The sequence below is a fragment of the Allobosea sp. genome (genome assembly GCF_030694325.1).
GTDB lineage: Bacteria > Pseudomonadota > Alphaproteobacteria > Rhizobiales > Beijerinckiaceae > Allobosea.
This window is the reverse complement of the sequence record NZ_JAUXYO010000345.1, coordinates 1-25,023: the sequence shown is the minus strand read 5'-3', so window position 1 is coordinate 25,023 and position 25,023 is coordinate 1. Positions and strand designations below refer to the sequence as shown.

Annotated in this window: 24 protein-coding genes and 2 pseudogenes; 17 read left to right on the top strand and 9 right to left on the bottom strand. The window is 67.0% G+C overall.

The genetic code is table 11. From position 1 onward, the window contains the following. The first annotated feature begins 38 nt into the window (after positions 1-38). The 3 genes and pseudogenes from amaB to Q8M82_RS22460 all read left to right on the top strand — a co-directional run bounded on the left by amaB (position 39) and on the right by Q8M82_RS22460 (position 4,267). Complete coding sequence (gene amaB, locus Q8M82_RS22470; protein ID WP_305693517.1) at positions 39-1,559, top strand: L-piperidine-6-carboxylate dehydrogenase; 1,521 nt, start codon at positions 39-41, stop codon at positions 1,557-1,559. Between the two features lie 192 nt (positions 1,560-1,751). Next, positions 1,752-2,937: pseudogene (locus Q8M82_RS22465) on the top strand (acyl-CoA dehydrogenase); the annotation flags it as partial. A 130-nt stretch (positions 2,938-3,067) separates the two neighbouring features. Continuing rightward, the gene (locus tag Q8M82_RS22460) at positions 3,068-4,267 is read left to right on the top strand and encodes a CaiB/BaiF CoA transferase family protein (RefSeq protein WP_305693515.1); all 1,200 of its coding nucleotides are present in this window, start codon (positions 3,068-3,070) and stop codon (positions 4,265-4,267) included. Between the two features lie 5 nt (positions 4,268-4,272). On the opposite strand, the gene Q8M82_RS22455 is transcribed toward Q8M82_RS22460, so the two are convergent. Both Q8M82_RS22455 and Q8M82_RS22450 read right to left on the bottom strand, forming a co-directional pair. Next, the gene (locus tag Q8M82_RS22455; protein ID WP_305693514.1) at positions 4,273-4,656 is read right to left on the bottom strand and encodes a type II toxin-antitoxin system VapC family toxin; all 384 of its coding nucleotides are present in this window, start codon (positions 4,654-4,656) and stop codon (positions 4,273-4,275) included. Continuing rightward, positions 4,653-4,907 (bottom strand): type II toxin-antitoxin system Phd/YefM family antitoxin, encoded by a 255-nt coding sequence (locus Q8M82_RS22450; RefSeq protein ID WP_305693513.1) that lies wholly within the window; start codon positions 4,905-4,907, stop codon positions 4,653-4,655. The genes Q8M82_RS22455 and Q8M82_RS22450 overlap by 4 nt, the downstream gene beginning before the upstream one ends. Before the next feature lie 53 nt (positions 4,908-4,960). On the opposite strand from Q8M82_RS22450, the gene Q8M82_RS22445 reads away from it, so the two are divergent. Both Q8M82_RS22445 and Q8M82_RS22440 read left to right on the top strand, forming a co-directional pair. Continuing rightward, entirely contained in the window at positions 4,961-6,637 is a 1,677-nt protein-coding gene (locus Q8M82_RS22445; protein ID WP_305693512.1) for a thiamine pyrophosphate-binding protein, read from the top strand. Between the two features lie 110 nt (positions 6,638-6,747). Then, the gene (locus Q8M82_RS22440; protein ID WP_305693511.1) at positions 6,748-7,248 is read left to right on the top strand and encodes a hypothetical protein; all 501 of its coding nucleotides are present in this window, start codon (positions 6,748-6,750) and stop codon (positions 7,246-7,248) included. Positions 7,249-7,263: 15 nt separating this feature from the next. Here the strand turns inward: Q8M82_RS22440 and tal are convergent, their stop codons facing one another. Continuing rightward, on the bottom strand, positions 7,264-8,220 hold the full coding sequence (tal, locus tag Q8M82_RS22435; protein WP_305693510.1) for a transaldolase: 957 nt from the start codon (positions 8,218-8,220) through the stop codon (positions 7,264-7,266). Between the two features lie 202 nt (positions 8,221-8,422). Between tal and Q8M82_RS22430 the strand changes: the two genes are divergently transcribed. From Q8M82_RS22430 to Q8M82_RS22420, 3 genes are all read left to right on the top strand, one after another. Then, on the top strand, positions 8,423-9,412 hold the full coding sequence (locus tag Q8M82_RS22430) for an ABC transporter substrate-binding protein (protein ID WP_305693509.1): 990 nt from the start codon (positions 8,423-8,425) through the stop codon (positions 9,410-9,412). Next, positions 9,409-11,154, top strand: coding sequence for an ABC transporter permease (locus Q8M82_RS22425; protein ID WP_305693508.1), 1,746 nt, complete (start codon positions 9,409-9,411; stop codon positions 11,152-11,154). The genes Q8M82_RS22430 and Q8M82_RS22425 overlap by 4 nt, the downstream gene beginning before the upstream one ends. Positions 11,155-11,302: 148 nt before the next feature. Next, positions 11,303-12,601, top strand: coding sequence for a GGDEF domain-containing response regulator (locus tag Q8M82_RS22420; protein ID WP_305693507.1), 1,299 nt, complete (start codon positions 11,303-11,305; stop codon positions 12,599-12,601). Here Q8M82_RS22420 and Q8M82_RS22415 read toward each other — a convergent pair. Then, positions 12,592-13,518, bottom strand: coding sequence for a LysR family transcriptional regulator (locus tag Q8M82_RS22415; protein WP_305693506.1), 927 nt, complete (start codon positions 13,516-13,518; stop codon positions 12,592-12,594). The two genes, Q8M82_RS22420 and Q8M82_RS22415, sit on opposite strands and share 10 nt — an antisense overlap. A 126-nt stretch (positions 13,519-13,644) precedes the next feature. On the opposite strand from Q8M82_RS22415, the gene Q8M82_RS22410 reads away from it, so the two are divergent. Genes Q8M82_RS22410 through Q8M82_RS22395 form a run of 4 tightly spaced genes read left to right on the top strand, consistent with a single transcriptional unit; the run spans position 13,645 to position 17,014 of the window. Then, positions 13,645-15,141, top strand: a complete 1,497-nt coding sequence (locus tag Q8M82_RS22410; RefSeq protein WP_305693505.1) for a CoA-acylating methylmalonate-semialdehyde dehydrogenase — start codon at positions 13,645-13,647, stop codon at positions 15,139-15,141. A gap of 49 nt (positions 15,142-15,190) precedes the next feature. Then, the gene (locus tag Q8M82_RS22405) at positions 15,191-15,451 is read left to right on the top strand and encodes a FitA-like ribbon-helix-helix domain-containing protein (protein ID WP_305693504.1); all 261 of its coding nucleotides are present in this window, start codon (positions 15,191-15,193) and stop codon (positions 15,449-15,451) included. Next, positions 15,448-15,855, top strand: a complete 408-nt coding sequence (locus Q8M82_RS22400) for a type II toxin-antitoxin system VapC family toxin (RefSeq protein WP_305693503.1) — start codon at positions 15,448-15,450, stop codon at positions 15,853-15,855. The genes Q8M82_RS22405 and Q8M82_RS22400 overlap by 4 nt, the downstream gene beginning before the upstream one ends. Before the next feature lie 4 nt (positions 15,856-15,859). Beyond that, positions 15,860-17,014 carry an isobutyryl-CoA dehydrogenase gene (locus Q8M82_RS22395; RefSeq protein WP_305693502.1) on the top strand — a complete coding sequence of 385 codons (1,155 nt, stop codon included), beginning with the start codon at positions 15,860-15,862 and terminating at the stop codon, positions 17,012-17,014. A 3-nt stretch (positions 17,015-17,017) separates the two neighbouring features. Here the strand turns inward: Q8M82_RS22395 and Q8M82_RS22390 are convergent, their stop codons facing one another. Together Q8M82_RS22390 and Q8M82_RS22385 are read right to left on the bottom strand one after the other, a co-directional pair. Beyond that, positions 17,018-17,356, bottom strand: coding sequence for a HigA family addiction module antitoxin (locus tag Q8M82_RS22390; RefSeq protein ID WP_305693501.1), 339 nt, complete (start codon positions 17,354-17,356; stop codon positions 17,018-17,020). Further along, positions 17,328-17,606, bottom strand: coding sequence for a type II toxin-antitoxin system RelE/ParE family toxin (locus tag Q8M82_RS22385; RefSeq protein WP_305693500.1), 279 nt, complete (start codon positions 17,604-17,606; stop codon positions 17,328-17,330). The genes Q8M82_RS22390 and Q8M82_RS22385 overlap by 29 nt, the downstream gene beginning before the upstream one ends. A gap of 58 nt (positions 17,607-17,664) precedes the next feature. Between Q8M82_RS22385 and mmsB the strand changes: the two genes are divergently transcribed. Both mmsB and nudC read left to right on the top strand, forming a co-directional pair. Beyond that, the gene (gene mmsB, locus Q8M82_RS22380) at positions 17,665-18,552 is read left to right on the top strand and encodes a 3-hydroxyisobutyrate dehydrogenase (protein ID WP_305693499.1); all 888 of its coding nucleotides are present in this window, start codon (positions 17,665-17,667) and stop codon (positions 18,550-18,552) included. A gap of 43 nt (positions 18,553-18,595) precedes the next feature. Beyond that, positions 18,596-19,552 (top strand): NAD(+) diphosphatase, encoded by a 957-nt coding sequence (nudC, locus tag Q8M82_RS22375; protein WP_305693498.1) that lies wholly within the window; start codon positions 18,596-18,598, stop codon positions 19,550-19,552. Here nudC and Q8M82_RS22370 read toward each other — a convergent pair. Genes Q8M82_RS22370 through Q8M82_RS22360 form a run of 3 tightly spaced genes read right to left on the bottom strand, consistent with a single transcriptional unit; the run spans position 19,549 to position 21,850 of the window. Then, the gene (locus tag Q8M82_RS22370) at positions 19,549-20,226 is read right to left on the bottom strand and encodes a VOC family protein (protein ID WP_305693497.1); all 678 of its coding nucleotides are present in this window, start codon (positions 20,224-20,226) and stop codon (positions 19,549-19,551) included. The genes nudC and Q8M82_RS22370 overlap by 4 nt on opposite strands. 13 nt (positions 20,227-20,239) lie before the next feature. Beyond that, on the bottom strand, positions 20,240-21,094 hold the full coding sequence (locus Q8M82_RS22365; RefSeq protein ID WP_305693496.1) for a prephenate dehydratase: 855 nt from the start codon (positions 21,092-21,094) through the stop codon (positions 20,240-20,242). An 18-nt stretch (positions 21,095-21,112) separates the two neighbouring features. Then, entirely contained in the window at positions 21,113-21,850 is a 738-nt protein-coding gene (locus Q8M82_RS22360; RefSeq protein ID WP_305693495.1) for a 3-deoxy-manno-octulosonate cytidylyltransferase, read from the bottom strand. A gap of 202 nt (positions 21,851-22,052) precedes the next feature. On the opposite strand from Q8M82_RS22360, the gene Q8M82_RS22355 reads away from it, so the two are divergent. From Q8M82_RS22355 to Q8M82_RS22345, 3 genes and pseudogenes are all read left to right on the top strand, one after another. Then, positions 22,053-22,592 carry a c-type cytochrome gene (locus Q8M82_RS22355; RefSeq protein ID WP_305693494.1) on the top strand — a complete coding sequence of 180 codons (540 nt, stop codon included), beginning with the start codon at positions 22,053-22,055 and terminating at the stop codon, positions 22,590-22,592. Positions 22,593-22,784: 192 nt separating this feature from the next. Beyond that, positions 22,785-24,653: an extracellular solute-binding protein gene (locus Q8M82_RS22350; RefSeq protein WP_305693493.1), complete on the top strand. Its 1,869-nt coding sequence runs from the start codon at positions 22,785-22,787 to the stop codon at positions 24,651-24,653. A 6-nt stretch (positions 24,654-24,659) separates the two neighbouring features. Continuing rightward, a pseudogene (locus Q8M82_RS22345) lies at positions 24,660-25,023 on the top strand (microcin ABC transporter permease); the annotation flags it as partial.

Sequence of the window (25,023 nt, the reverse complement as noted above, 5' to 3'; positions counted from 1 at the left end):
CCGGTCTGGATCAGGCCGAGCCACGATCAGGACGCATCATGACCACCAGCCTCCCGCAGGACGCGCTCGCGCTGCTGAAACGCCTCGGCGTCACGGACACCGCCTTCGCCGCAACCGGGCTCGCAGCACGCTCGCCCATCACCGGCGAGACTGTCGTTACACTCAGGGAGACGAGCGCATCTGAGGCCGAGGCCGCGATCGGCCGGGCGCATGCCGCCTTCCTGGCATGGCGGAAGGTGCCGGCGCCGCGCCGCGGCGAATTCGTGCGCCTGCTCGGCGAGGAGTTGCGGGCCGCCAAGGACGATCTCGGCCTGCTGGTGACGATGGAGGCCGGCAAGGTGACGTCGGAGGGCCTTGGCGAGGTCCAGGAGATGATCGACATCTGCGATTTCGCCGTCGGCCTGTCGCGGCAGCTCTACGGCCTGACGATCGCGACCGAGCGCCCCAACCACCGCATGATGGAGACTTGGCATCCGCTGGGCGTCTGCGGCGTGATTTCGGCCTTCAACTTCCCCGTCGCGGTCTGGTCCTGGAACGCCGCGCTCGCCTTCGCCTGCGGCGACAGCGTGGTCTGGAAGCCTTCCGAGAAGACCCCGCTGACGGGTCTCGCCGTCCAGGCCATCGTCGAGAAGACGATGAAGCGATTCGGCCCAGAGGCGCCCGCCGGCCTGTCCGAGATCCTGATCGGCGGTCGCGAGATCGGCGACATCCTCGTGCAGGATCACCGCGTCCCGGTTGTCTCCGCCACGGGCTCGACCCGGATGGGCCAGGAAGTCGGCCAGAAGCTTGCCGCCCGCTTCGCCCGGGCCATCCTCGAACTCGGCGGCAACAATGCCGCGATCGTCGCGCCATCGGCCGATCTCGACATCGCGCTGCGCGGCATCGCCTTTGCGGCCATGGGCACGGCGGGCCAGCGCTGCACCACGCTGCGTCGGTTGATCGTGCATGAGAGCGTCTATGACGCGCTGATCCCCAAGCTCATCAAGGTCTACGGCTCGGTGAAGATCGGCGACCCACGCGAGGCGGGCGTGCTGGTCGGCCCCCTCGTCGACGAAGCCGCGTTCAAGGGCATGCAGGCGGCACTGTCGGAGGCCAAGGCCGCCGGCGGCACCGTGCATGGCGGCGAGCGTGTCACGGTCGGAACCGGGGGCTTCTATGTCCGCCCCGCGATCGTCGAGATGCCCACGCAGACCGGCCCGGTCACCCGCGAGACCTTCGCGCCGATCCTCTACGTCATGAAGTACAAGACCCTGGATGAAGCGATCGCGATCCAGAACGCCGTCGGCGCCGGCCTGTCCTCCTCGATCTTCACGCTCGACATGCGCGAGGCCGAGACCTTCATCTCGGCCGAAGTCTCCGATTGCGGCATCGCCAACGTCAATATCGGACCCTCCGGCGCCGAGATCGGCGGAGCCTTCGGCGGCGAGAAGGAAACCGGCGGCGGCCGCGAGGCCGGCTCCGACGCCTGGAAAGCCTATATGCGCCGGGCCACGAATACGCTCAATTACGGCACGACATTGCCGCTGGCGCAGGGCGTCAGCTTCGATGTGGATGCGTGAGCGATAGGCTGTAAACTCCAGCGAGAACAACCGCGCCGTCATCCCGGCCGGAGCGAAGCGCAGAGCCGGGATCCATGCCTGAACCGTTCCGGCATGGATCCCGGGTCTCCCTCCGGTCGCCCGGGATGACGTCCACACAGAACCAAGGGAGCAAACCACGATGGCCGAAGCCGCCCGCAGCCACAGCACGAGCCACAAGCTGGCCGAGTTCACCTGGGACGACGCTTTCCTGCTCGACGAGCAATTGACCGAGGACGAGCGCCTGATCCGCGACACGGCCCGGGCCTTTGCGCAGGACAAGCTGCAGCCCCGCGTGGCGGAGGCCTATCTCGAGGAGAAGACCGACCGGGCCATCTTCAACGAGATGGGCGAACTCGGCCTGCTCGGCGTGACCGTCCCTGAAGAGTATGGCTGCGCTGGCGCCAATTACGTCTCCTACGGGTTGGTGGCGCGCGAGGTCGAGCGCGTCGATTCCGGCTATCGCTCGATGATGTCGGTCCAATCCTCGCTGGTGATGTACCCGATCTATGCCTATGGCGACGAGAGCCAGCGCAAGAAGTACCTGCCCAAGCTGGGCTCGGGCGAATGGGTCGGCTGCTTCGGCCTGACCGAGCCCGATGCCGGCTCCGACCCGGCGGGCATGAAGACCCGTGCCGAGAAGGTCGCCGACGGCTATCGCCTCACCGGCTCGAAGATGTGGATCTCGAACTCGCCGATCGCCGATGTCTTCGTCGTCTGGGCGAAGTCGGCCGCGCATGACAACCAGATCCGCGGCTTCATCCTCGAAAAGGGGATGAAGGGGCTGTCGGCCCCGAAGATCGGCGGCAAGCTCAGCTTGCGCGCCTCGATCACCGGCGAGATCGTCATGGACGGCGTGATCGTCCCGGAAGAGAACCTGCTGCCCAACGTCTCCGGTCTGAAGGGTCCGTTCGGCTGCCTCAACCGCGCGCGCTACGGCATCTCCTGGGGCGTGATGGGCGCGGCCGAGGACTGCTTCCACCGCGCGCGCCTGTACGGGCTCGACCGCAAGCAGTTCAACAAGCCGCTCGCCCAGACGCAGCTCTACCAGAAGAAGCTGGCGGACATGCTGACCGAGATCACGCTCGGCCTGCAGGGCTCGCTCCGCGTCGGCCGGCTGATGGATGAGGGCAAGATGGCCCCGGAGATGATCTCGCTCGTCAAGCGCAACAATTGCGGCAAGGCGCTCGACATCGCCCGTCAGGCCCGCGACATGCACGGCGGCAACGGCATCCAGATCGAGTATCACGTGATGCGCCATGCCGCGAACCTCGAGACGGTGAACACCTATGAGGGCACGCATGACGTCCACGCGCTGATCCTCGGCCGGGCGGTCACTGGGCTGCAGGCGTTCTTCTGAAACCTTCCCGTCATTCCGGCCGCAGCGAAGCGGAGCGCCGGAATCCATCGTAGAGTGCGACCCTCGCCAGGGATCCGCCCCATGATGGATCCCGGGACAAGCCCGGGATGACGGCGTTCAGGCTGTTCACATGTCGCTCCCGACGACCACGCCCCCTTCCCTCGCCGGCCTGCGCGTCCTCGAACTCGCGCGCATCCTTGCAGGTCCCTGGATCGGCCAGGTGCTGGCCGATCTCGGTGCCGATGTCGTCAAGGTCGAGGCGCCCGAGGGCGACGATACCCGCAAATGGGGGCCTCCCTTCGTCGAGGGCGCGGGCGAGGAGCATCTGTCCGCGGCCTATTTCCACTCCGCCAATCGCGGCAAGCGCTCGATCACGGCTGATTTCCGCACGGCCGAAGGGCAGGCGCTGGTGCGAAAACTCGCGGCCCATGCCGATGTCGTGGTCGAGAACTTCAAGGTCGGCGGGCTGGAGAAGTATGGGCTCGATGCGGCCTCGCTGCGCGCGGCCTATCCGCGGCTGGTCTATTGCTCGGTCACGGGCTTCGGCCAGACCGGCCCCTATGCGCCGCGCGCCGGCTACGACTTCCTCGTCCAGGGCATGGGCGGGGTGATGTCGCTGACTGGCGAGCCGGAGGGCGCGCCGATGAAGGCGGCCTATGCGACGGCGGACATCTATACCGGGCTTTATGCCACGATCGGCATCCTCTCGGCGCTGCGCCGGCGCGACGCCACCGGCGAGGGCGCGACGCTCGACATGGCGCTGCTCGACAGCCAGATCGCCGTGCTCGGCAACCAGGCGCTGAACTATCTCGTCTCGGGCAATCTGCCGCCGCGCCTGGGCAACGCGCACCCCAACATCGTGCCCTATGACGTGTTCCCGGTCGCCGACGGGCATATCATCATCGCGACCGGCAATGACGGGCAGTGGCGCAAGCTCTGCGAGGTGCTGGGCGAGGCAGGTCTGGCGGACGACCCTGCCTATCTGGACAACCGCTCGCGGGTGCAGAACCGCGTCGCGCTGACAGAGCGGCTGCATACGCTTTGCCAGCGCTATCTCAAGGTCGATCTGCTGGCGACGCTCGAGAAGGTCGGTGTTCCGGCCGGCCCGATCAACGCCGTCGACGAGGTCTTCGCCGATCCGCAAGTGATCGCTCGCGGCGTCCGAGTCGATCTCGCCAGTACCGAAGCGAAGGGCGGCGCGATTCCGACCGTCGCCTCGCCGATCGTCATGGACAACGTCCGGCAGGTCTCGCCGCGTCCGAGTCCGCGGCTGGGCCAGCATGCCGACGAAATTCTGAACGATCCGGCCTGGGGCGGGCTCGCCAAGTGAGCGCGTCACCAGATCCGGCGGGCGCCGAGGGCGTCGAAGGCGGTGTCGGAAGCGATGACTGTCAGATCCTCGATGATCGCTTGCGCCGCCAACATGCGGTCGAAGGGATCACGCGGCTCTGCTCGGATCGAGCCCGCAAACAGCGCATGGCGATGCGACAGCGGCAGCAGCACGAAGCTCTCATCGGCGCAGCGGCGGTCGAACTCCTCCACAAGCAGGGCGGCCTCGGGCAATTTGCCTATCCGCAGCTTCGTCGAAAGCTCCATGGCCGTGATCGCGCTGACGAATACGATTTCGGCACGGGTGATGGCTGTCCGAGCGGGGCGAGTCAGGCTCGCGCTGTCATTCGCCCACCAGATGAGCGTCGAGGTATCGAGCAGAAGCCTCAATCGCCGTGGCCTTCCCAAAGCCGTAGTTCATCGTCCGGCAGCGGCTCGAAAAACTCCGGCCCGATATCGATCAGGCCCTGCATGCGACCTGGCCGACGCGCCGGCATGACCTCCGGCTGCACCGTTTCAATCGGCACTAGACGCGCGATCGGCTTGTCGCGCCGCGAAATCACGACCTCCCCCCCCTTCTCGACCTCTTCGAGCAGGCGCGACAGGTGGGTCTTCGCTTCGTGGACGGTTACGCGCGTCATAGCCGCCTCCTCATTCAACATGACCAACTTAGTCAAGTAATGGAAACGCCGCAATGACGACGACCAAACGCACCGGCGGGCAGATCCTCGTCGACCAACTCCTGATCCATGGGGCGACCGATGCGTTCTGCGTTCCCGGCGAGAGCTATCTCGCCGTGCTCGACGCACTGCATGACGCCAAGCTGAAGGTCACGATCTGCCGGGCCGAGGGCGGCGCCTGCATGATGGCCGAGGCTGCCGGCAAGCTGACGGGGAAGCCCGGCATCTGCTTCGTGACGCGCGGGCCGGGCGCTACCAATGCTTCGCCCGGCGTCCATATCGCCCATCAGGATTCGACGCCGCTGATCCTGTTCGTCGGGCAGATCGACCGCTCGATGCGCGAGCGCGAGGCCTTCCAGGAGCTCGATTACCGCGCGGTCTTCGGCACCATGACGAAATGGGCGACCGAGATCGACCAGGCCGAGCGCATCCCCGAGATCATCAGCCGCGCCTTCCATGTCGCGACCTCGGGCCGTCCCGGCCCGGTGGTGATCGCGCTGCCCGAGGACATGCTGACCGACGTCGTCGAGGCGGTGGACGCAGAACCCTATCAGGTGACGGAGACTCACCCGTCCCTGCTGCAGACGATCGACCTGCAGAAGCGGCTCTGGGCGGCGAAATCGCCGGTCGCGATCCTCGGCGGCTCGCGCTGGAACCCGCAGGCGATCGAGCGCTTCCAGCGCTTCGCCGAGCGCTTCGACCTGCCCGTCGCGGTTTCCTTCCGGCGGCAGATGCTGTTCCCGGCCGACCATCCGAACTTCGCGGGCGATCTCGGCATCGGCCCCAATCCGAAGCTGCTGGCACGGATCAAGGACAGCGATCTCGTCATTCTCGTCGGCGGGCGGCTGTCGGAGATGCCGAGCCAGTCCTACTCGCTCTTCGGCATTCCCAACCCCGGCCGGCCGCTGGTGCATGTCCATCCCGACCCCGAGGAGCTGGGCCGCGTGTACCGGCCGTCGCTGGCGATCAACGCCTCGCCGACCGCCTTCTGCGCGGCGCTCGAGACCGTGCATCCGCCGCAGGAAATTCCCTGGGCCGGCGCGGCCGCCGAAGCGCATGAGGCCTATCTCGGCTGGAGTGAGCAGCCGGCCCCGGTCGCCGGCTCATTCCATCCCGGCGAGATGGTGCGCTGGCTGCGCAACCACCTGCCGGACGACGCGATCCTGTGCAACGGCGCCGGCAATTACGCGACCTGGGTTCACCGCTTCCACCGCTTCACGAAATTCGCGACGCAGCTCGCCCCGACCTCGGGTTCGATGGGCTATGGCGTGCCGGCGGCGATCGGCGCCAAGCGGCTTTATCCGGAGCGGACCGTGGTCGCCTTCGCCGGCGATGGCTGCTTCCTGATGAACGGGCAGGATTTCGCGACCGCCGTCCAATACGACCTCGCCGTCGTCGTCATAGTGGTCGACAATGGCATGTACGGCACGATCCGGATGCATCAGGAGCGGGAGTATCCCGGCCGAGTCTCGGCGACGACGCTGAAGAATCCCGATTTCGCCTTCTATGCGCGCGCCTTCGGCGGGCATGGCGAGCGCGTCGAGACGACCGAGGAATTCGGCCCGGCCTTCGAGCGGGCCGTCGCCTCGGGCAAGCCCTCGATCATCCATTGCCTCCTCGATCCGGAGGCGATCACGCCGGCGAAATCGCTTTCGACAATTCGCGCGGAGGCGCTGGCGGCCAAGGGGTAATCGAGGCCGCCGCCTCATCGCGCAAAAAATGTTAACCGCATTGGTGAACCTGCACTGAACCTTTTGCGACCATCCCTCGTTGATCAGCCGATTGGCAGAGGATGACGACGATGGCGGTGCGGCGGATCGTGATGTTGGGGCTGGCGACGGCGATGTCCGTCTCGGGGGCACCGTCGGTCCAGGCGGCCAACCTGTTCGAGGAGCTCGGCCGCGCCATCTTCGGCGGCGGACCGCGGCTGCGGGCGACGCCGATCTACGAATATGACGAGCCGCGACAGGCGATGCCCCGTCAGAAGGCGCCCGAGGTCTCGTCGAAGCCGAAGCCGCCGGTCGTTCAGCTCGATCCATCCTCCGATCCGAACTGGTATCTGAAGGATCCGACCCTGCGCCGCGGCGATATCGTCGTCACCGCACAGGGCGTGATGGTCTATCAGGGCGGACGCGGCGACGGACGGCGCAGCGACTTCACCGCGCTCGGCGCCGGCAAGGACAGCAAGGGCTGGAAGCACCAGCTGGAGATGGCCGCGGCCGGCGGCCGCAGCTTCTTCGAGGGCGCGACGGCCCCGCCGAAGCCCGCCATCACCGCGCAGGCCGAAGCGAAGGCCCCCTGATCGACGCGCGAGGCCTCAGACGAGGCGCGCGGCGACGAGCTTGCGCAGTGCGCGCAGGTCCTTGACGAAGCCGCGAATGCCTTCGGCCAGCTTTTCCGTCGCCATGGCATCCTCGTTGAGCGCGAAGCGGAAGCCCTTCTCATCGAGATGGAGCCGAGCGGGTGCCTCGCGCTGCGCGTCGGGCGAGAGTTTGCGCGGCAGATCCCCGGTCGCGGCGGCCAATTCGTCGAGCAGGCCCGGGCCGATCGTCAGCCGGTCGCAACCGGCCAGTGCCTCGATCTCGCCCGTGTTGCGAAACGAGGCGCCCATCACGACGGTGCCGATCCCATGAGCCTTGTAGTAGTCGTAGATGGTGCGCACCGAGACGACACCCGGGTCGGTCTCGGCTGTGTACGGCCCGCCGCCCGCCTTGACGTGCCAGTCGAGGATGCGGCCGACGAAGGGCGAGATCAGGAAGGCCTTCGCGTCGGCGCAGGCCGCGGCCTGCGGCAGGCTGAAGAGCAGCGTCAGGTTACAGTCGATCCCTTCGGCCTGAAGCACCTTCGCCGCCTGGATACCCTCCCAGGTCGAGGCGATCTTGATCAGGATGCGATCCTTGTTGATTCCTCGATCGGCATAGGCCGCGATGATGGCGCGAGCCTTCTCGATGGTCGCCTTCGTGTCGAAAGACAGATCGGCATCCACCTCGGTCGAAACGCGACCCGGAACGATCTTGGTCAGTTCGGCGCCGAAGGTCACGGCGAGACGGTCGCAGACGGCATGCACCGTGGATTCCCCGCCGCCGGCCTTCTTTCCCCAGGCGACAGCCTCCTCGACTAGGTCGGCATAGGCCGGCGTCTCGACCGCCTTCAGGATCAGGGTCGGGTTGGTGGTGCAATCAACCGGGGCGAGCCGGCGCACCGCTTCGATATCGCCGGTATCGGCGACCACGGTGGTCATCTGGCGGAGCTGGTCGAGCTTGGAGGCGGTCATGGCGGTCCCGTCGCAGGCAGAGGCTTGAGACCCGAAGGTGGGATGCCCGGATGGGAGGGTCAACCCGCCCCGGCACAGGAAAGCCCTGCAGAGAGGCGGACGAAACGAACGCGCACCTCATGACGACAGCTTCATGGATATGTCATATGCGCAGACTACCGCCAGCGCAGACTCGCTCAGGACATCTCATCAGGAGACCACCATGCGCTACAAGGCGTCCCTTTCTATGCTGAGCGCCGGGCTCGTCGCCGCCCTGCTGCTGAGCGGCCCGGCCGCCGCGGTCGAAGGCAAGCTCGTTCTCTACACCAGCCAGCCCAATACCGACGCCCAGCAGACGATCGACGCCTTCAAGGCCAAGTATCCCAAGGTCGATATCAGCTTCGTGCGCGACGGTACGCCGCGCGTCATGGCCAAGCTGCGCGCCGAGTTCGAGGCCGGCGCCCCGCAGCCCGACCTGCTCCTGATCGCAGATGCCGTCACAATGGAGGGGCTCAAGAAGGAGAACAGGCTGCTGGCCCATGAGAAAGCCGACATGTCGGCCTATCCGGCCGGCATCCATGACCCCGCCAAGTTCTGGTTTGCGACCAAGCTGATCACCACCGGCATCGTCTACAACACGAAGGCGCCGATGAAGCCGGCGAGCTGGCTCGACCTGACCAAGCCGGAGGCCAAGAACCTGCTGGCGATGCCGAGCCCGCTGAACTCCGGCGCCGCGATGATCCACACGATCACGCTGAGCAGCAACCTGCCGACCGGCTGGGCCTTCTACGAGGCACTGAAGGCCAATGGCGCGCTCGCCGCCGGCTCCAACGGCGACATCCTGCGCCAGGTCGCGACGGGAGAGAAGCTCTACGGCATGATCGTCGATTTCATGCCGATCCGTGAAAAAGCCAAGGGTGCGCCGGTCGAGTTCGTCTTCCCGAGCGAGGGCGTCTCGGCTGTCAGCGAGCCGGTCGCGATCCTGAAGACCAGCAAGAACCCCGAAGCGGCCAAGGCCTTCGTCGACTTCCTGCTCTCCAAGGACGGTCAGGAACTGGCGCTCAAGCAGGGCTATGTCGCGGCTCATCCCGATGTCGCCCTGCCCGGCGGCTACCCCACCCGCACCGCGATCAAGCTGATGCCGTTCGACGCCGCCAAGGCGCTCGCCGACGAGGCCAGCGCGCGCAAGCGCTTCAGCACGATCTTCGAGTGACGCTCGCCGCCCATCCCGGCTGGCAGACGGCAAGGCCCCGCCCGTCCTGGCGGGGCCTCGCTGTCCCGGCCGGCCTCGGCCTGCCGGTCATGGTGGCCGCCTGCGCGATCCTGCTGGGCGGGCTGCCTTTCCTGCGGCTGGCAGCAGCGGCCTTCGCACCGGGCTGGCAGTTTTCGCCCGAGGCGGCACTGGCGGAAATCGGCAGCCGGGCGGCCGTCAACGCGACGCTGCATACCCTCGAGACAGCCGGGCTCTCGGCGATCGGCGCGCTGCTGATCGGCGGCACGGCCGCTATTCTGCTCGCCGTCACCGATCTGCGCGGCAAGAGGATCATCGCGTTCTCGCTCGTCTTCTCGATGATGATCGCGCCACAGGTCGCGGCTCTCGCCTTCCTCAGCCTGCTGGCGCCGCATTCGCCGATCCTTGCGCTCTTCGGCCTCTCGCCGGCACCCGGCACGCCCAACCCTCTGTTGGGGCGTGGCGGCATCGCGCTCGTGATGGCGCTGCATCACGCCCCGCTGGTGGCGATCACGCTCTGGACCGGCCTGCGCAGCGTGCCGCATTCGCTGATCGAAGCCGCCCAGATGGAGGGCGCAGGCCCCGCGACCATCATCTCGCGCATCCTCCTGCCGGTGCTGCGGCCGCAGATCATCGCAGCGGCGCTGCTCGCCTTCGTGGCGGGCGTGGGCAATTTCGGCATTCCGGCGCTGCTGGGCCTGCCGGTCAACTATCTGACGCTGCCGACACTGATCTATCGACGGCTGTCGAGCTTCGGCCCCGCGGGCCTGCCCGATGCCGCGGCGCTGTCGATCCTCGTCGCACTCGTGGCGGCCGTCGGCATCGCGGCCGGCATGCTGGCGACCCGCCGGGCCGGCGGCAAGGTCGAGATCGAACGCCCGCTGGAGCCGTTCTGGACGCTCGGGCGGGCCCGTCCGTTCGTGCTCGGCGGCCTCATCCTGCTGCTGGCGGTCAAGCTCGGTCTGCCGTTCCTGGCTCTGTTTGCAGAGGCGCTGACGCCGGCGCTCGGCGTCCCGCTCAGCTGGCAGAGCCTGACCCTCGACAAGTTCGCGGAAGTGCTGCTGCGGCAGGATGTGACGGTGCGGGCCTTCCGCAACTCCTTCCTCTTCGCCGGCAGCGCCGCGGTGATCCTCGCCTTCGTGGCGATCGCCTTCGCCTATGCGCTGGAGCGGCGGATGGGTCGCTCGAGGCGCATCGTCGAGGCGGTGATCGAGCTGCCCTATGCGCTGCCCGGCGTCGTGCTCGCCATCGCCTGCATCCTGATGTTCCTGAAGCCTCTGCCGCTTCTGGGCGTCAGCATCTACGCGACGCCTTTCATCATCCTCTTCGCCTATCTGGCGCGCTTCCTGCCGCTCGCCCTGAAAGCGCCGCTGGCGGCGATGGCCCAGATCGAGGCCCATCACGAGGAAGCCGCCAAGCTCGACGGCGTCACGCTCTGGCAGATGCTGCGCTTCATCGTGGCACCGATCCTGGCGCCGGCCGCCATGGTCAGCGCGCTGATGGTGTTTCTGGTCGCCTTCAACGAGCTGACCGTCTCGGCGCTGCTATGGTCCTCGGGCACGGAGACACTGGGCGTGGTGCTGTTCTCGCTGAAGGAAGCCGGTCTCGCCGGCGAAGCTGCGGCGGTGGCGATCAGCGCCTCCCTGGTGATCCTCGCCGCGATGCTCGTTCTCGACCTGCTGGCGAAGCGGCTTCCCGGAAACGTCCTGCCCTGGCGCATCTGACGGGACCGCCATGCGGACGTCGCCCGACGCGGCAACATCCCGTTAACTCTATCAGGGGTAGAGCTTGGCGGCGCGCCGCTGCCGAAATGCCCAGTCCGATCATGACGTTACGGCAGATGCGTGGGCCCATGCCTGCCAGGACCAGCCGATGAATGAGCGTACAGCGGAAAGGCAGCCTCTCTTCCGTCCGCAAGACAGGCGCAGGGTCCTGGTCGTCGAGGATTCGAAGACCTTCGCCATCGCGCTGCGTCAGATGATCGAGGCCGAGACGGGGCTGAAGGTCACGAGCTGCGCCTGCCTCAAGGACCTGAGCAGCGCCATCCTGAAGGATCAGGAGGGCTATGCGATCGCGGTCGTGGACCTCAACCTGCCCGACGCACCCGATGGCGAGGCGCTGGACTGGACCGTCAGCCACGGCATTCCCACCATCGTCTTCACCGGAACCTTCAATGCGGCGACGCGCGCCCGCATCATGGAGCGCGAGGTGTTCGACTATGTGCTGAAGGATTCCGAATTCGCGCTCGGCAATCTCGTCGGATCGGTCAAGCGTGCGCTGACCAATCGCGAGACGCGGATTCTCGTGGTCGACGACATGACCACCACGCGCCGGCTGCTGGCGCAGATGCTGACGAGCCAGCAATACACGGTGGTCGAGGTCGGCTCGGGCGCCGATGCGCTGACGATGCTGGAGAAAGATCAGGACATCAGGCTCGTCGTATCCGACTACAACATGCCGGACATGGACGGGTTCGAACTCGCGCGCCGCATCCGCAGGCGCTATTCAGCCGAGCAGGTCCGCGTCATCGGCATCTCCTCCTCGACCGACCGGGCGATCTCGGCAGGCTTCCTCAAGGCCGGCGCGCATGATTTCATCTCGCGGCCCTTCGTTCTCGAAGAGCTGCAATGCCGCATCGCGTCGAACGCCGAGACGTTGCTGCGGATGCGCCAGCTTCACGACCTCGCCTGGCGCGATTATCTGACCGGGCTGTTCAACCGGCGCTATTTCTTCGAGCGCGGCCCGAAGATGATCGCCGAGGCGCGGCGGAGCGAGCAGCCGACCTGCGTCGCCATCCTCGATATCGATCACTTCAAGCGGCTCAATGACGAGCATGGCCATGATGCGGGCGACGAGGCTTTGCGCGTGTTCTCTGCCGAGCTCGGCGAGGCGCTCGCGGGCCGGCCCCATTTGCTGGCGAGGCTCGGCGGCGAGGAATTCGCCCTCCTCCTGCCCGGCTTGGACCAGAGCAACGCCGGCAGCCTGGCCGACGCCATCCGGGCCGGCATCGCCGAGCGCCCCATGGCGGTCGGGCCGCTCATGCTCGGGCTGACGGTGTCGATCGGGCTGGCCGAGATCTCGGCTCGCGACAGCCTCGATGTCGCCCTGCGCAACGCCGACCGGGCGCTCTACGCCGCCAAGCAGGCCGGGCGAAACCGTATTCAGGCCTGAGCGAGTAGGGAGGCCTGCGCCTCGCCCATCAGCAGGGCGCGGCTCACCTTGGCCTCGCGCACGAGGAAATCGACGATTGCGCGAACCCGGGCCACGTCCTTGAGATCGGCATGGACGAGGAGCCAGAAGGAGCGCGTGATCGAGACGGTTTCGGGCAGCACCGGCACGAGGCGCGGCTCTCCCTCCGCCATGAAATGGTGGATGACGCCAATGCCGGCCCCGGCGATGACGGCGTTCATCTGCGCCAGCACGCTCGAACTCTGCACCTGGGCGCGCAGACCCTTGGCGATCTCGTCGAGATAATCGAGCTCGGGCGTGAAGATCAGGTCGTCGATATAGCCGACGATGCGATGAGCGAAGAGGTCATCGGGATTCGTGACCGGCGGCATCGCATCGAGATAATCGCGGCTGGCGTAGAGGCCGAGGCGATAGTCCGAGAGCTTGCGGGCCACGACCTTGCCCTCCTTGGGCGGGGCGAGCGTGATCGCGACATCGGCCTCGCGCTTCGATAGCGAGAGCAGGCGCGGCATGGCGATGAGCTGGAGTTCGAGGCCCGGATAGGCGCTGGCGAGCTTGGCGAGGCGCGGCGCCAGGAAGGCGGTGCCGAAGCCATCGGGCGCGCCGATGCGGACGGTGCCGGCCAGCACCATGTCGGCACCGCCGATGTCGCTCTGGATCGCGAGTGCATCGGTCTCCATGCTTTCGGCGCGGGCGAGCAGGCGCTCGCCATGAGCGGTCAGCGTGTAGCCCTGAGGCCGGCGCTCGAAGAGCTTGGCCTTGAGCGATTCCTCCAGGGAGGTAATGCGGCGCGAGACCGTGGCATGATCGGCCCCAAGCCGGCGGGCCGCGGCCGTCAGGCGGCCGGAACGCGCGACCGCGAGGAAGAACCGCAGATCGTCCCAGTCGAACCGCTCCATCACCACGCTCCCCGATATTTGCTTTTCCGCACGCCGCTTCGTCCAACGTCGCTATAGCCGTGCACAAACGTGAATGGTAGTGGTGACCACCAGTTCGAGACATCACCATTGGTAGGGGAGGACGCGATGCGTCAGGTTGGGCATTTCATCGGCGGCAAGCATGTCGCCGGCACCTCGGGCCGTACCGCCGACATCTACCAGCCGATGGACGGGACGGTCATCGGCAAGGTCGCGCTGGCCTCGGCCGCCGAGTTGCGCACCGCCGTGGAAAACGCCGCCGAGGCGCAGCCGAAATGGGCTGCGGTCAACCCGCAGCGCCGTGCCCGCGTGCTGATGAAGTTCCTCGACCTGATCGCACAGAACAATGACGAATTGGCCGAACTGCTCGCCCGCGAGCACGGCAAGACCATTCCCGACGCCAAGGGCGACATCCAGCGCGGAGTCGAGGTGGTCGAGTTCTCGCTCGGCGTGCCCAACCTGATGAAGGGCGAGTTCACCGACGGCGCCGGCCCCGGCATCGACATCTATTCGCTGCGCCAGCCGCTCGGCGTCTGCGCCGGCATCACCCCGTTCAACTTCCCGGCGATGATTCCGCTCTGGAAGCTCGGCCCGGCAATAGCCTGCGGCAACGCCTTCATCCTGAAGCCTTCCGAGCGCGACCCGGGCGTGCCGATGCGCCTGGCCGAACTGTTCATCGAGGCGGGCGGGCCTCCCGGCATCCTCAACGTCGTCAACGGCGACAAGGAAGCGGTCGACGCCATCCTCGACGACCCCGACATCAAGGCCGTCGGTTTCGTCGGGTCGACCCCGATCGCCGAGTACATCTACGCCCGTGGCTGCGCCAACGGTAAGCGCGTGCAGTGCTTCGGCGGCGCCAAGAACCACATGATCATCATGCCCGACGCCGACATGGACCAGGCGGTCGACGCGCTGATCGGCGCCGGCTATGGCTCGGCCGGCGAGCGCTGCATGGCGATCTCGGTCGCTGTTCCGGTCGGCAAGGCCACCGCCGACGAGCTGGTGAAGCGCCTGATCCCGCGGGTCGAGAGCCTGAAGATCGGCCCTTCGACCGACGCATCGGCCGATTACGGCCCGGTTGTGACCAAGGCGGCGATGGAGAAGATCAAGGCCTATGTCGACACCGGCATCGAGGAGGGCGCGAGCCTCGTCGTGGACGGCCGCGCCTTCAAGATGCAGGGCTATGAGAACGGATTCTATGTCGGCGGCTGCCTGTTCGACAACGTCACCAAGGACATGCGCATCTACAAGGAGGAGATCTTCGGCCCCGTGCTCTCCGTGCTGCGCGCCGAGAGCTATGACGAGGCGCTGAAGCTCACCAACGACCACGAATATGGCAACGGAACCGCGATCTTCACCCGCGACGGCGATGCGGCGCGCGACTTCGCCTCGAAGGTCCAGGTCGGCATGGTCGGCATCAACGTTCCGATCCCCGTGCCGCTGGCCTATTACACCTTCGGCGGCTGGAAGCGCTCCTCCTTCGGTGACCTGAACCAGCACGGCCCGGACTCGATCCGCTTCTACACCAAGACCAAGACGGTGACGGCGCGCTGGCCGAGCGGCATCAAGGACGGCGCGAGCTTCGTCATCCCGACGATGGGTTGAGAATGCACGCCTCCCTTGCTATCATCTTTGATAGCAAGGGAGGCGTGGCATGGGCAATCTGCTGATCCGCGATGTCGAGGAGGCTCTCGTGCAAAGGCTGAAGGACAGGGCCGAGATCAACGGCACATCGCTTCAGCATGAGGCGAGCCTGGCCCTCAACCGAGGTGCCACACCCACAGGTTCCGAGCGGAAGGCCTTGTTCGAGAGATTCGAGCGAGAACACGGTTTCGCCAAGGTCAAGACGGCAGGTGCCGAGATGGTTCGCGCCGTGCGAGAGGAAATGTCCTCGAACGGTGGCGGCGACTCGTGATCATCGACACCAGCGTCCTGTTCGATGCCGTCGTCGACGGGCCACGAAGCGGGGCGGCGCGATCATTGCTCTTCTCAAACGACAATCTGAGTTCGCCAGACATTCTCCTCGTCGAAATGGCAGGCGCCCTGACAAGGGCCGTTCGAAGAAAAGACCTCTCGGAGGATTATGCACGCGCCGCCTACGCATTGGCGAATGGATCCTTGCCGAAGATCGAAGACAGCGCGCCCCTGATGCCCAAGGCTTTCGCACTGTCCCTCGAACTGTCACACCCGTGCTCGGATTGCGTTTTCCTTGCGCTGGCGGAGAGCCGTTCGGCCCCCCTCGCCACCTCCGATGCGCGGTTCGCGCGCAAGCTCGCAGGCACCGGCTATGCCCGTCTGATCCATCTGATCGAGGCCTGACGCTATGACCGCCTTCGCCCTCTCCGAAGATCAACTCGCCATCCAGGAGATGGCGCTCGGCTTTGCCGCCGATACGCTGGCGCCCAACGCCATGCGCTGGGACGAGGAGAAGCATTTCCCCGTCGACGAGATGCGCCAGGCGGCGGCGCTGGGCATGGGCGGCATCTATATCGCCGATGATGTCGGGGGCTCTGGCCTCACGCGGCTCGATGCGGCGCTGATCTTCGAGGCGCTCTCGACCGGCTGCCCGACGGTAGCGGCCTATATCTCGATCCACAACATGTGCGCCTGGATGATCGACCGCTACGGCTCGGCCGAGCAGCGCGCGGCCTTTCTGCCGAAGCTCTGCACGATGGAGCATCTGGCGAGCTACTGCCTGACGGAGCCCGGCGCGGGTTCGGACGCGGCGGCCTTGAAGACGAAAGCGGTCCTCGACGGCGACCACTACATCCTCGACGGCCAGAAGCAGTTCATCTCGGGCGCCGGCGTCTCCGATCTCTATGTCGTGATGGTCCGCACCGGCGAGGCGGGCCCCGCAGGGATTTCGACACTCGTCGTCGAGAAGGGCACGCCCGGCCTCTCCTTCGGTGCCAACGAGAAGAAAATGGGCTGGAACGCGCAGCCGACGCGCGCCGTGATCTTCGAGAACTGCCGCGTGCCCGTCGCTAACCGGCTCGGGCCCGAGGGCATCGGGTTCAAGATCGCGATGGCAGGGCTCGATGGCGGGCGGCTCAACATCGGGGCCTGCTCGCTCGGCGGCGCGCAAAGCGCGCTCGACAAGGCGCTGGCCTATGCTAGCGAGCGCAAAGCCTTCGGCTCCCGCATCGCGGATTTCCAGGCGCTGCAGTTCAAGCTCGCCGACATGGCGACGGAGTTGGAGGCAGCGCGCAGCCTGCTCTGGCGGGCTGCGGCGGCGCTGGATGCGAAGACGCTGGACGCAACGAAGCTCTGCGCGATGGCCAAGCGCGTCGCGACCGATACCGGCTTCACCGTCGCCAATGACGCCCTACAGATCCATGGCGGCTACGGCTATCTCGCCGATTACGGGATCGAGAAGATCGTCCGCGACCTTCGGGTCCACCAGATTCTCGAGGGCACCAACGAGGTGATGCGGATGATCGTGGCGCGCGGGCTGGTCGGCCGGGCCAAGGGGAATTGACGGCTATGCGGCAAGCGGCCTCACGCGCTTGTCGATATCCGCACCGCACACGCGCCGTGCCGCCCGCAAATCATAATCCGTCTGCAGGTTCATCCACATCTCGGGCGTCGTCCCAAAGAACTTCGCCAGGCGCAGGGCCGTGTCGGCCGTGATGCTGCGCTCGCCTTTGACGATGCCGGAGATGCGGCTCACAGGCGCGTCGATGTCGCGTGCCAAGCGGTTCTGGCTGACACCGAGCGGCTTCATGAAGTCCTCGATCAGGACTTCGCCGGGCGGAATCAGGTCCAGCGCCGCCTCGTCGGCCTCCACCGCCTCAATGATAATCGACGATTTCGACGTCATGCGCCTCGCCCTCCTTCCAGATGAAGCAGATCCGCCACTGGTCGTTGATGCGGATCGAATGCTGCCCGCTGCGGTCGCCCTTCAGGGCTTCCAACCGGTTGCCGGGCGGCACACGCAGATCGTCGAGCCTGGCGGCTGCATGAAGCAGCAGCAGCTTGCGCCTGACCACGCGCTCGATCGCGGCGAAACGCCGGACCGGCTTGTCGTGGAACAGGAGTTCGGCCTCCTTCTGCGCGAACGATCCGATCACAGCTGGAAAGCTATTCCGCCAAAGATATTCCGTCAAGAAGAATGGAAGGATCACGACCATGACCAGCATCGCCTTCATCGGCCTCGGCAATATGGGCGGCCCGATGGCCGGAAACCTCGTCAAGGCCGGGCATGAGGTCCGCGCCTTCGATCTGGTTCAGGCCTCGAAGGATGCCGCCGCCGAACTCGGCGTGGCCATTGCCTCCTCGGCGCAGGAGGCGGTCGCGGACGCCGATATCGTCGTCACCATGCTGCCGGCCGGCAAGCATGTGCTCTCTGTCTGGGGCGATGTGCTGCCCCATGTGCAGCGCGGCGCCCTGATGATCGACTGCTCGACCGTAGATGTCGAAAGCGCGCGCAAGGCACATGGGCTGGCCGGCGAGCGCGGCTGCCTCTCGCTCGACGCGCCGGTCTCCGGCGGCACCGGCGGGGCAAAGGGCGGGACCCTGACCTTCATGGTCGGCGGCACGGACGAGGCCTTCGCACTGGGCGAGCCGATCCTGAAGGCGATGGGCCGGCGCATCGTGCATTGCGGCGCCGCCGGCAACGGCCAGGCGGCCAAGATCTGCAACAACATGATCCTGGGCATCTCGATGATCGGCGTGTCGGAAGCCTTCGTGCTGGCGGAGAAGCTCGGCCTGTCGCATCAGGCGCTGTTCGACGTCGCCTCGACCTCGTCGGGACAGTGCTGGTCGCTGACCACCTATTGCCCGGTGCCGGGCCCCGTGCCGACCTCGCCGGCCAACAACGACTACAAGCCCGGCTTCGCCTCGGCCCTGATGCTGAAGGACCTCAAGCTCTCGCAGGAGGCCGCCCAGGCGGCCGGCGCCTCGACGCCTCTCGGCGCCGCGGCCACGCAGCTCTACGGGCTCCACAACGCCTGGGGCGAAGGCGGAGCGGACTTCTCCGCCATCGTCCATCTGCTGCGCGGCCGCAGCGCCACATAACCGTGCTTGCGTGGGGGCGGGAGCGGGGTTTAGGACGGAGGGCATGAACGACGCCTCACGTCCCCGCGAACGCTCGGCCCTCACGGGTTTCGCCGTCAACACGCTCGACCGTCGCGAGGACCTGCGCGACAAGACCGATGCCGTGAACGCGCTGCGCCACCGCTCCGATACGCGCATCGCGGTCGTCGCCGGCGAGACGCCGATTCTCAAGCGGCTCGATGGCGAGGCGCTCTCGATCTGGTTCACCCATGGCGAGACGCAGTCCCTCGGCGACGGGCTGGAGGAGGCCTTTCTCGGTCTGGCGCCCGACGGCGCCCCGCGCTTCGGGCGGCTGCTGGACCGGGCCCAGGCGGAGGTGCTGCGGGCACGGCCGGAGCTCGTGGTCAGCGATCTGCGCTCGGTCGCGCTGAAGCGGCTGGTTCCGGAGGACGAGGTCGGCCCGCTCGGCCAGGCCAAGGCGTTGCTGGACTGGCATGCGCGCCACCGCTGCTGCGCCCAGTGCGGCGGACCGACCCAACTCGGCGCGTCGGGCTGGAAGCGCGAATGCAGCGCCTGCGGCGCCCAGCATTTCCCGCGCACCGACCCGGTCGTGATCATGCTGGTGACGCGCGGCGAGACCTGCCTGCTGGCGCGCCAGGCGCGTTTCGCGCCGGGGATGTATTCCTGCATCGCCGGCTTCGTCGAACCCGGCGAGACCTTCGAGGACGCGGTGCGCCGCGAGAGCTGGGAGGAGGCCGGCCTGCGCGTCGGCACCGTCCGCTACATCGCCTCGCAGCCCTGGCCCTTTCCCGGTTCGCTGATGATCGGCTGCATCGCGGAGGCGCTGAACGACGAGATCGTACTCGACATGACCGAGCTTGAGGCCGGGCGCTGGTTCACCCGCGAAGAAGCGCTGGCGATGCTGGAAGGGACCCATCCCGAGGGCTTCACCAGCCCGCAGCATCTCGCCATCGCCAACACGCTGCTGCGGGCCTGGGCGGTCGAGGGCGAGCGCGCCTAGGTCAGCTCCTTCACCCCCGCCGGCGTCTCGATGCTGGCCCGATAGCACAGGGCGGGCCCGGGCTGGACCAGAGGCCGGGTGTCGATCGCGAACGCGTCGTACAGCCTCAGGATGGCCGCGGGATCGGGGCACTCGAGCGTGATCGCCTGCAGCCTCGCGCCGAGATCGGCCATCGTTGCCATGGAGCGTGCCTTGCCGCGCCGGTCGATGAGCGAGGGATAGGCGCCGTCGCCGGGCAGCGAGCCGTCGTCGGGGATCGCAAAATCGAAGGTGGGATCGTCGAAAGGCAGAGCGACCTTGCGGCCGAAGATGTTTTCGCGTCCCGCCAACACGGCGTCGATGCCGTCGGTGCGCGCGACCCAGCCGCGCAGGCGGCGCCCTTTGTCCCAGGCCCGCCGGACGCTCGCCTGGTCGTCCAAGCCGAACCAGCGCGGCCGCCGAGGCGCGCGGCCTTCCGGATCGAGCGCGACGATCTCCAGATAGACCGAGCCGCCGAGTTGCAGCAGGTGGTTGTGCGTGCCCAGATAGGCGTGACGCTGGCCGAAGGGCACGTCGAGATCGAGGCAGGCCCGCACATGCGCGACGCCCTCGGCCAGCGAGGGCGCGATCACGGTCAGGTGGTCGAGATGGAGCGAAGGCCGCTTCGATACGTGGGCAGGGATGGCCTCGACCACGACAGCAGTTCCCCTATTCGGCGGCTTCCGCAAAATTCTCGCGCAGGGGGCTCGCGGGATAGACGCCGAGAATCTTCACCTCCTTCGAGAAGAAGGCGAGTTCGTCGAGCGCGCGGCGCAACGCCGGATCGTCAGGGTGCCCCTCGACATCCGCGTAGAACATCGTCGCCGAGAACTGGCCGTCGACCATGTAGCTCTCGAGCTTGGTCATGTTGATGCCGTTGGTCGCGAAGCCGCCCATCGCCTTGTAGAGCGCGGCCGGCAGGTTGCGGACCTGGAAGATCAGCGTCGTCACCGTCTTCGCGGCACCCTGGCGGGTGAATTCGGGGTATTTCGACAGGATCACGAAGCGCGTGGTGTTGTGCTTCTCGTCCTCGATATCCTCCATCAGGATCTCGAGCCCGTAGACTTCGGCCGCAATGCGCGGCGCGATCGCGGCGCGGGTGATGTCGGCCGCCTCCGCCACCTGCCGAGCCGAGCCGGCAGTGTCGGCCGCGACCTCGGCCTTGAGGCCGAGCTTGCGGATGATCTTGCGGCATTGGCCGAGCGCGTGGATGTGGCTCTGAACCCGCGTCAGCGTCGCCAGCGTCGCACCCTTCACCGCCATCAGATGGAAGCGGATCGGCAGGAAATGCTCGCCGATGATGTGCAGCCCCGAGCGCGGCAGCAAATGATGGATGTCGGCGACGCGGCCGGCGATCGAATTCTCGATCGGGATCATGCCGTAGCGCGCGGTGCCGTCGGAGACCGCTGCGAGCGCATCCTCGAAGGTGGCGCAGGGCAGAAGCTCGCAATCGGGGAAGACCTGCAGGGCGGCCTGGGAGGAGAAGGCGCCGGGTTCGCCCTGATAGGAAACGATGATGGTCATGAATGCGGCTCTCGGACTTCAGGCGCTGGTCTTCAGGACCGCGCGGGCGCGGTCGAGATCGGGGGGCGTGTCGACGCCGCGCGGGACATGGTCGATGATCATCGCGTCGATGCGCATGCCGTCCTCGAGCGCGCGCAGCTGCTCGAGGCTCTCGCGCTTCTCCAGGGTCGACTGCGGCAGGCTGACGAATCGGTCGAGCGCGCGGCGGCGATAGGCGTAGATGCCGACATGGTGGTAGAGCGGGCCCTCGCCATAGGGCGCCGTGGCGCGGGTGAAATAGAGCGCCCGCAGGCGGCCCGGTGCGACGGGGCTGCCGACCATCTTGACGACGCTCGGCGCGGTCTTCTCCTCCTCGTCGGTGATCAGGCCGACGAGCGTGGCGATCTGCACCGCCGGATCGGCGAGCGGCGTGATCGCGGCGGCGATGGCAACGGGATCGAGCGTCGGGAAGTCGCCCTGAACGTTGACGATGACATCGTGGAGGCCGTTCGGATCGAGGATGTCGGCGGCTTCCTTGATGCGGTCGGAGCCCGAGGGGTGGTCGACGCTGGTCATCACGGAGACACCGCCCACCGCTTCGACGGCCGCCTTGATGTCGGCGGAGTCGGTCGCGACCGCGACGGGACCGATGCCCGCCGCGATGGCGCGGCGCCAGACGCGGACGATCATCGGCTCGCCATGGATGTCCGCCAGCGGCTTGCCGGGAAGACGCGTCGCACTCAGGCGCGCGGGGATCAGGATCAGCGGGTCCGTCATGATGGCTGGCAGGGCTCAGTGGCGGCGGCGCGCAAGCGCGGCGCGAGGCGTCAAAAGGTCTCAAAGCGGAGCGTGCTTATACGAGTTGCAATGAGGCGCGCAAAGCGGTTAAGCAACGCGCGGGTGTCGGCCCCTGCAGGGTCCGCGCAAAGCTGTCTTGCTGCCTGCGCCAGATGCGCCGGCAGCCGAGGGTTCGGATACGATGGATATCGAAACCAACAAGATTGCCGGTGCCGTTCTCTCGACGCTGCTGGTCGTGATGGGCCTCAACATGACGGCCGGCATCGTGTTCGCGCCGACGAAGCCTGCCGTGCCCGGCTTCGACCTGCCCAGCGACGAACCGGTCGCCGCCGCCTCCGCCCCGGCCGCCGCGGCCGAGGAGCCGATCGCGGTCCGCCTCGCCAAGGCCGACGTCGCCCGCGGCGAAAAGGCCGTCGGCGCCTGCAAGGCCTGCCACACCTTCGAGAAGGGCGGCGCCAACAAGATCGGCCCGCATCTCTACGACGTCTATGCCCGCAACAAGGGCGCAGTCGACGGCTTCGCCTATTCCGCCGCGATGAAGGCCAAGTCGGCCGAGAAATGGGAGGCCGAGCAGCTCGACGGCTTCCTGAAGAACCCGAAGGCCTACATGCCCGGCACGATCATGGCCTATGCCGGCGTCGGGCGCCCCGATACCCGCGCCGATATGGTGGCTTATCTCAACTCGCTCGCCGACGCGCCCAAGCCGCTGCCCACGCCCTGAGCAGCAACCTGCCGACGATCACCATTCTTTGAAGCCGGGCGCTGCGCCCGGCTTTTTCTTTGGGCGCCGGCGGCTTGCGCCGGTCACGGTGTTGCCGCCACGATGGTGTGCGATGTTGCGCCTGCCGACAGGGCGGGCCAGATGAACCTGGGCGATTCGGACGCACCGCCATCGACGAGGAGACGCGACACGATGACGATCCGCATGACGCGCCGCAGGGTCCTGAAAGCGGCCGCGCTCCTCGCGGGCGGCCCCGCGCTGCCGGGGCTGGGCGGGCGCGCCTTCGCGCAGGACACCGAGACGCATGGCCTCTCGACCTTCGGCGAGCTCGGCCTACCCGCTGATTTCCCGCATTTTCCCTATGTGAACCCGGAAGCGCCCAAGGGTGGCACGCTGACCGTCCAGATCAAGCGGGCGAGCGGCAACCAGAGCTTCGACACCTTCAACACGCTCAACACCTTCGTGCTGCAGGGCGACGGCGCCGCCGGCATGGATTCCTGCTTCGACAGCCTGATGGCCGGCTCTGGCGACGAGCCGGGCACGCTCTATGGCTTGCTGGCGAAGAGCGTTTCGGTGTCCGCCGACAGGCTGACCTACCGCTTCCGCTTAAGGCCGGAGGCGCGCTTTCATGACGGCAGCCGCGTGACCGCCCGCGACGTCGCCTTCAGCATGAACCTGCTCAAGAGCAAGGGGCACCCCTCCTACCGGCTGATGCTGAACGAACTCGCCTCCGCCACGGCCGAGAGCGACGACATCTTCGTCGCCCAGCTTTCGCCGAAGCGCAGTCGCGACCTGCATCTGATCGTCGCGGGGCTGCCGGTGTTTTCTGAAACATTCTGGTCGACCCGGAATTTCGAGGCCTCGACGCTGGAGCCGCCGCTGGGTTCGGGCGCCTACAAGGTCGGCCGCTTCGAGCAGGGCCGGTTCATCGAGTTCGAGCGCGTGGCCGAATACTGGGGCCGCGACCTGCCGGTGAACATCGGCGTCAACAATTTCGACCGGGTGCGCTGGGAGTATTTCCGCGACCGGCAGGTGGCGTTCGAGGCCTTCAAGAGCGGCGTCATCACCTTCCAGGAGGAGTTCACCTCCCGCATCTGGGCGACAGGCTACGACTTCCCAGCCCTGCATGAGGGCAAGGTGAAGAAGGAGGCGCTGCCCAAGACCGACCCCACCGGCTCGCAGGGCTGGATCTTCAACCTGCGCCGCGAGAAATTCGCCGATCCGCGCATCCGCGAGGCCCTCGGCCTGTGCTTCGATTTCGAATGGACGAACCGGAACATCATGTTCTCGTCCTTCGCGCGAATGACCTCCTATTTCGAGAACTCGGATTCGAAGGCGACCGGCCTGCCCTCGCCGGAGGAACTCAAGCTGCTCGAGCCCTTCCGCGGCCAGGTGCCGGACGAGGTCTTCGGCGAGCCCTTCCTGCCGCCCGTCTCCGACGGGTCGGGCAGCGACCGCGCCCTGTTGCGCCGTGCCGACGAGATGTTCCGCGCAGCCGGCTGCAAGCGCGACGGCGCGGTGCTGAAACTGCCCAACGGACAGCCCTTCGAGATCGAGTTCCTCGATTCGCAGGGGGCGCTGCAGCCCCATACGCAGCCCTTCCAGGCCAATCTGAAGCGGGTGGGTATCACCGCGACCTCACGCATCGTCGATGGCGCGCAGTATCAGCGCCGCCTCGACGAGTTCGATTTTGACATCATCAGCCGCGCGCTCGGCGGCAGCGCCATCCCCAGCGACTCCCTGCGCATCGTCTATGGCTCGGAGGCGGCAAAGACGCGCGGCTCGCGTAATGTCGGCGGCGTCAGCCACCCGGCCGTCGACGCGATGATCGCCGCGATCGGTCAGGCCGACAGCTATGCCGAGGTCGTCGTCGCGGCCAAATGCCTCGACCGCGTGCTGCGCGCCGGGCGCTACTGGATCCCGATGTGGTGGAACCCGACCGAATGGCTGGCCTATTGGGATATGTTCGAGCGGCCGCAGACCAAGCCCAAATTCGGCTCGGGCGCGCCGGGGATCTGGTGGTACGATGCCGACAAGGCGAAGCGGATCGGGAAGGCCTGAGGCGGCATGCTGAGCTATATCGCGCGCCGCATCGCCCTGATGGTGCCGACCCTGTTCGGCATCCTGCTGATCTCCTTCGTGATCGTGCAGTTCGCCCCTGGTGGGCCGGTGGAACGGGTCATCTCGCAGCTGCAAAACCCCAATAGCGGCGGCGCGGCGGACCGCGTCGGCGGGGGATCGGGTGGCGATGCGGGAGCTCAGGCGGCCGGCGACGCCGGCTCCGCCTATCGCGGCGCGCAGGGCCTCGACCCCGCCTTCATCAAGGAGCTGGAAAAGCAATTCGGCTTCGACAAGCCGGCACATGAGCGCTTCCTGAAGATGCTCGGCGATTACATCCGCTTTGATTTCGGCCGCAGCTATTTCCGCGACG

Coding starts and splice junctions, on each gene's coding strand:
- amaB (WP_305693517.1), top strand. CDS start 39: ATGACCACCAGCCTCCCGCAGGACGCGCTCGCGCTGCTGAAACGCCTC.
- Q8M82_RS22460 (WP_305693515.1), top strand. CDS start 3,068: ATGTCGCTCCCGACGACCACGCCCCCTTCCCTCGCCGGCCTGCGCGTC.
- Q8M82_RS22450 (WP_305693513.1), bottom strand. CDS start 4,907: ATGACGCGCGTAACCGTCCACGAAGCGAAGACCCACCTGTCGCGCCTG.
- Q8M82_RS22445 (WP_305693512.1), top strand. CDS start 4,961: ATGACGACGACCAAACGCACCGGCGGGCAGATCCTCGTCGACCAACTC.
- Q8M82_RS22440 (WP_305693511.1), top strand. CDS start 6,748: ATGGCGGTGCGGCGGATCGTGATGTTGGGGCTGGCGACGGCGATGTCC.
- tal (WP_305693510.1), bottom strand. CDS start 8,220: ATGACCGCCTCCAAGCTCGACCAGCTCCGCCAGATGACCACCGTGGTC.
- Q8M82_RS22430 (WP_305693509.1), top strand. CDS start 8,423: ATGCGCTACAAGGCGTCCCTTTCTATGCTGAGCGCCGGGCTCGTCGCC.
- Q8M82_RS22420 (WP_305693507.1), top strand. CDS start 11,303: ATGAATGAGCGTACAGCGGAAAGGCAGCCTCTCTTCCGTCCGCAAGAC.
- Q8M82_RS22415 (WP_305693506.1), bottom strand. CDS start 13,518: ATGGAGCGGTTCGACTGGGACGATCTGCGGTTCTTCCTCGCGGTCGCG.
- Q8M82_RS22410 (WP_305693505.1), top strand. CDS start 13,645: ATGCGTCAGGTTGGGCATTTCATCGGCGGCAAGCATGTCGCCGGCACC.
- Q8M82_RS22405 (WP_305693504.1), top strand. CDS start 15,191: ATGGGCAATCTGCTGATCCGCGATGTCGAGGAGGCTCTCGTGCAAAGG.
- Q8M82_RS22395 (WP_305693502.1), top strand. CDS start 15,860: ATGACCGCCTTCGCCCTCTCCGAAGATCAACTCGCCATCCAGGAGATG.
- Q8M82_RS22390 (WP_305693501.1), bottom strand. CDS start 17,356: ATGACGTCGAAATCGTCGATTATCATTGAGGCGGTGGAGGCCGACGAG.
- mmsB (WP_305693499.1), top strand. CDS start 17,665: ATGACCAGCATCGCCTTCATCGGCCTCGGCAATATGGGCGGCCCGATG.
- nudC (WP_305693498.1), top strand. CDS start 18,596: ATGAACGACGCCTCACGTCCCCGCGAACGCTCGGCCCTCACGGGTTTC.
- Q8M82_RS22365 (WP_305693496.1), bottom strand. CDS start 21,094: ATGACCATCATCGTTTCCTATCAGGGCGAACCCGGCGCCTTCTCCTCC.
- Q8M82_RS22360 (WP_305693495.1), bottom strand. CDS start 21,850: ATGACGGACCCGCTGATCCTGATCCCCGCGCGCCTGAGTGCGACGCGT.
- Q8M82_RS22355 (WP_305693494.1), top strand. CDS start 22,053: ATGGATATCGAAACCAACAAGATTGCCGGTGCCGTTCTCTCGACGCTG.
- Q8M82_RS22350 (WP_305693493.1), top strand. CDS start 22,785: ATGACGATCCGCATGACGCGCCGCAGGGTCCTGAAAGCGGCCGCGCTC.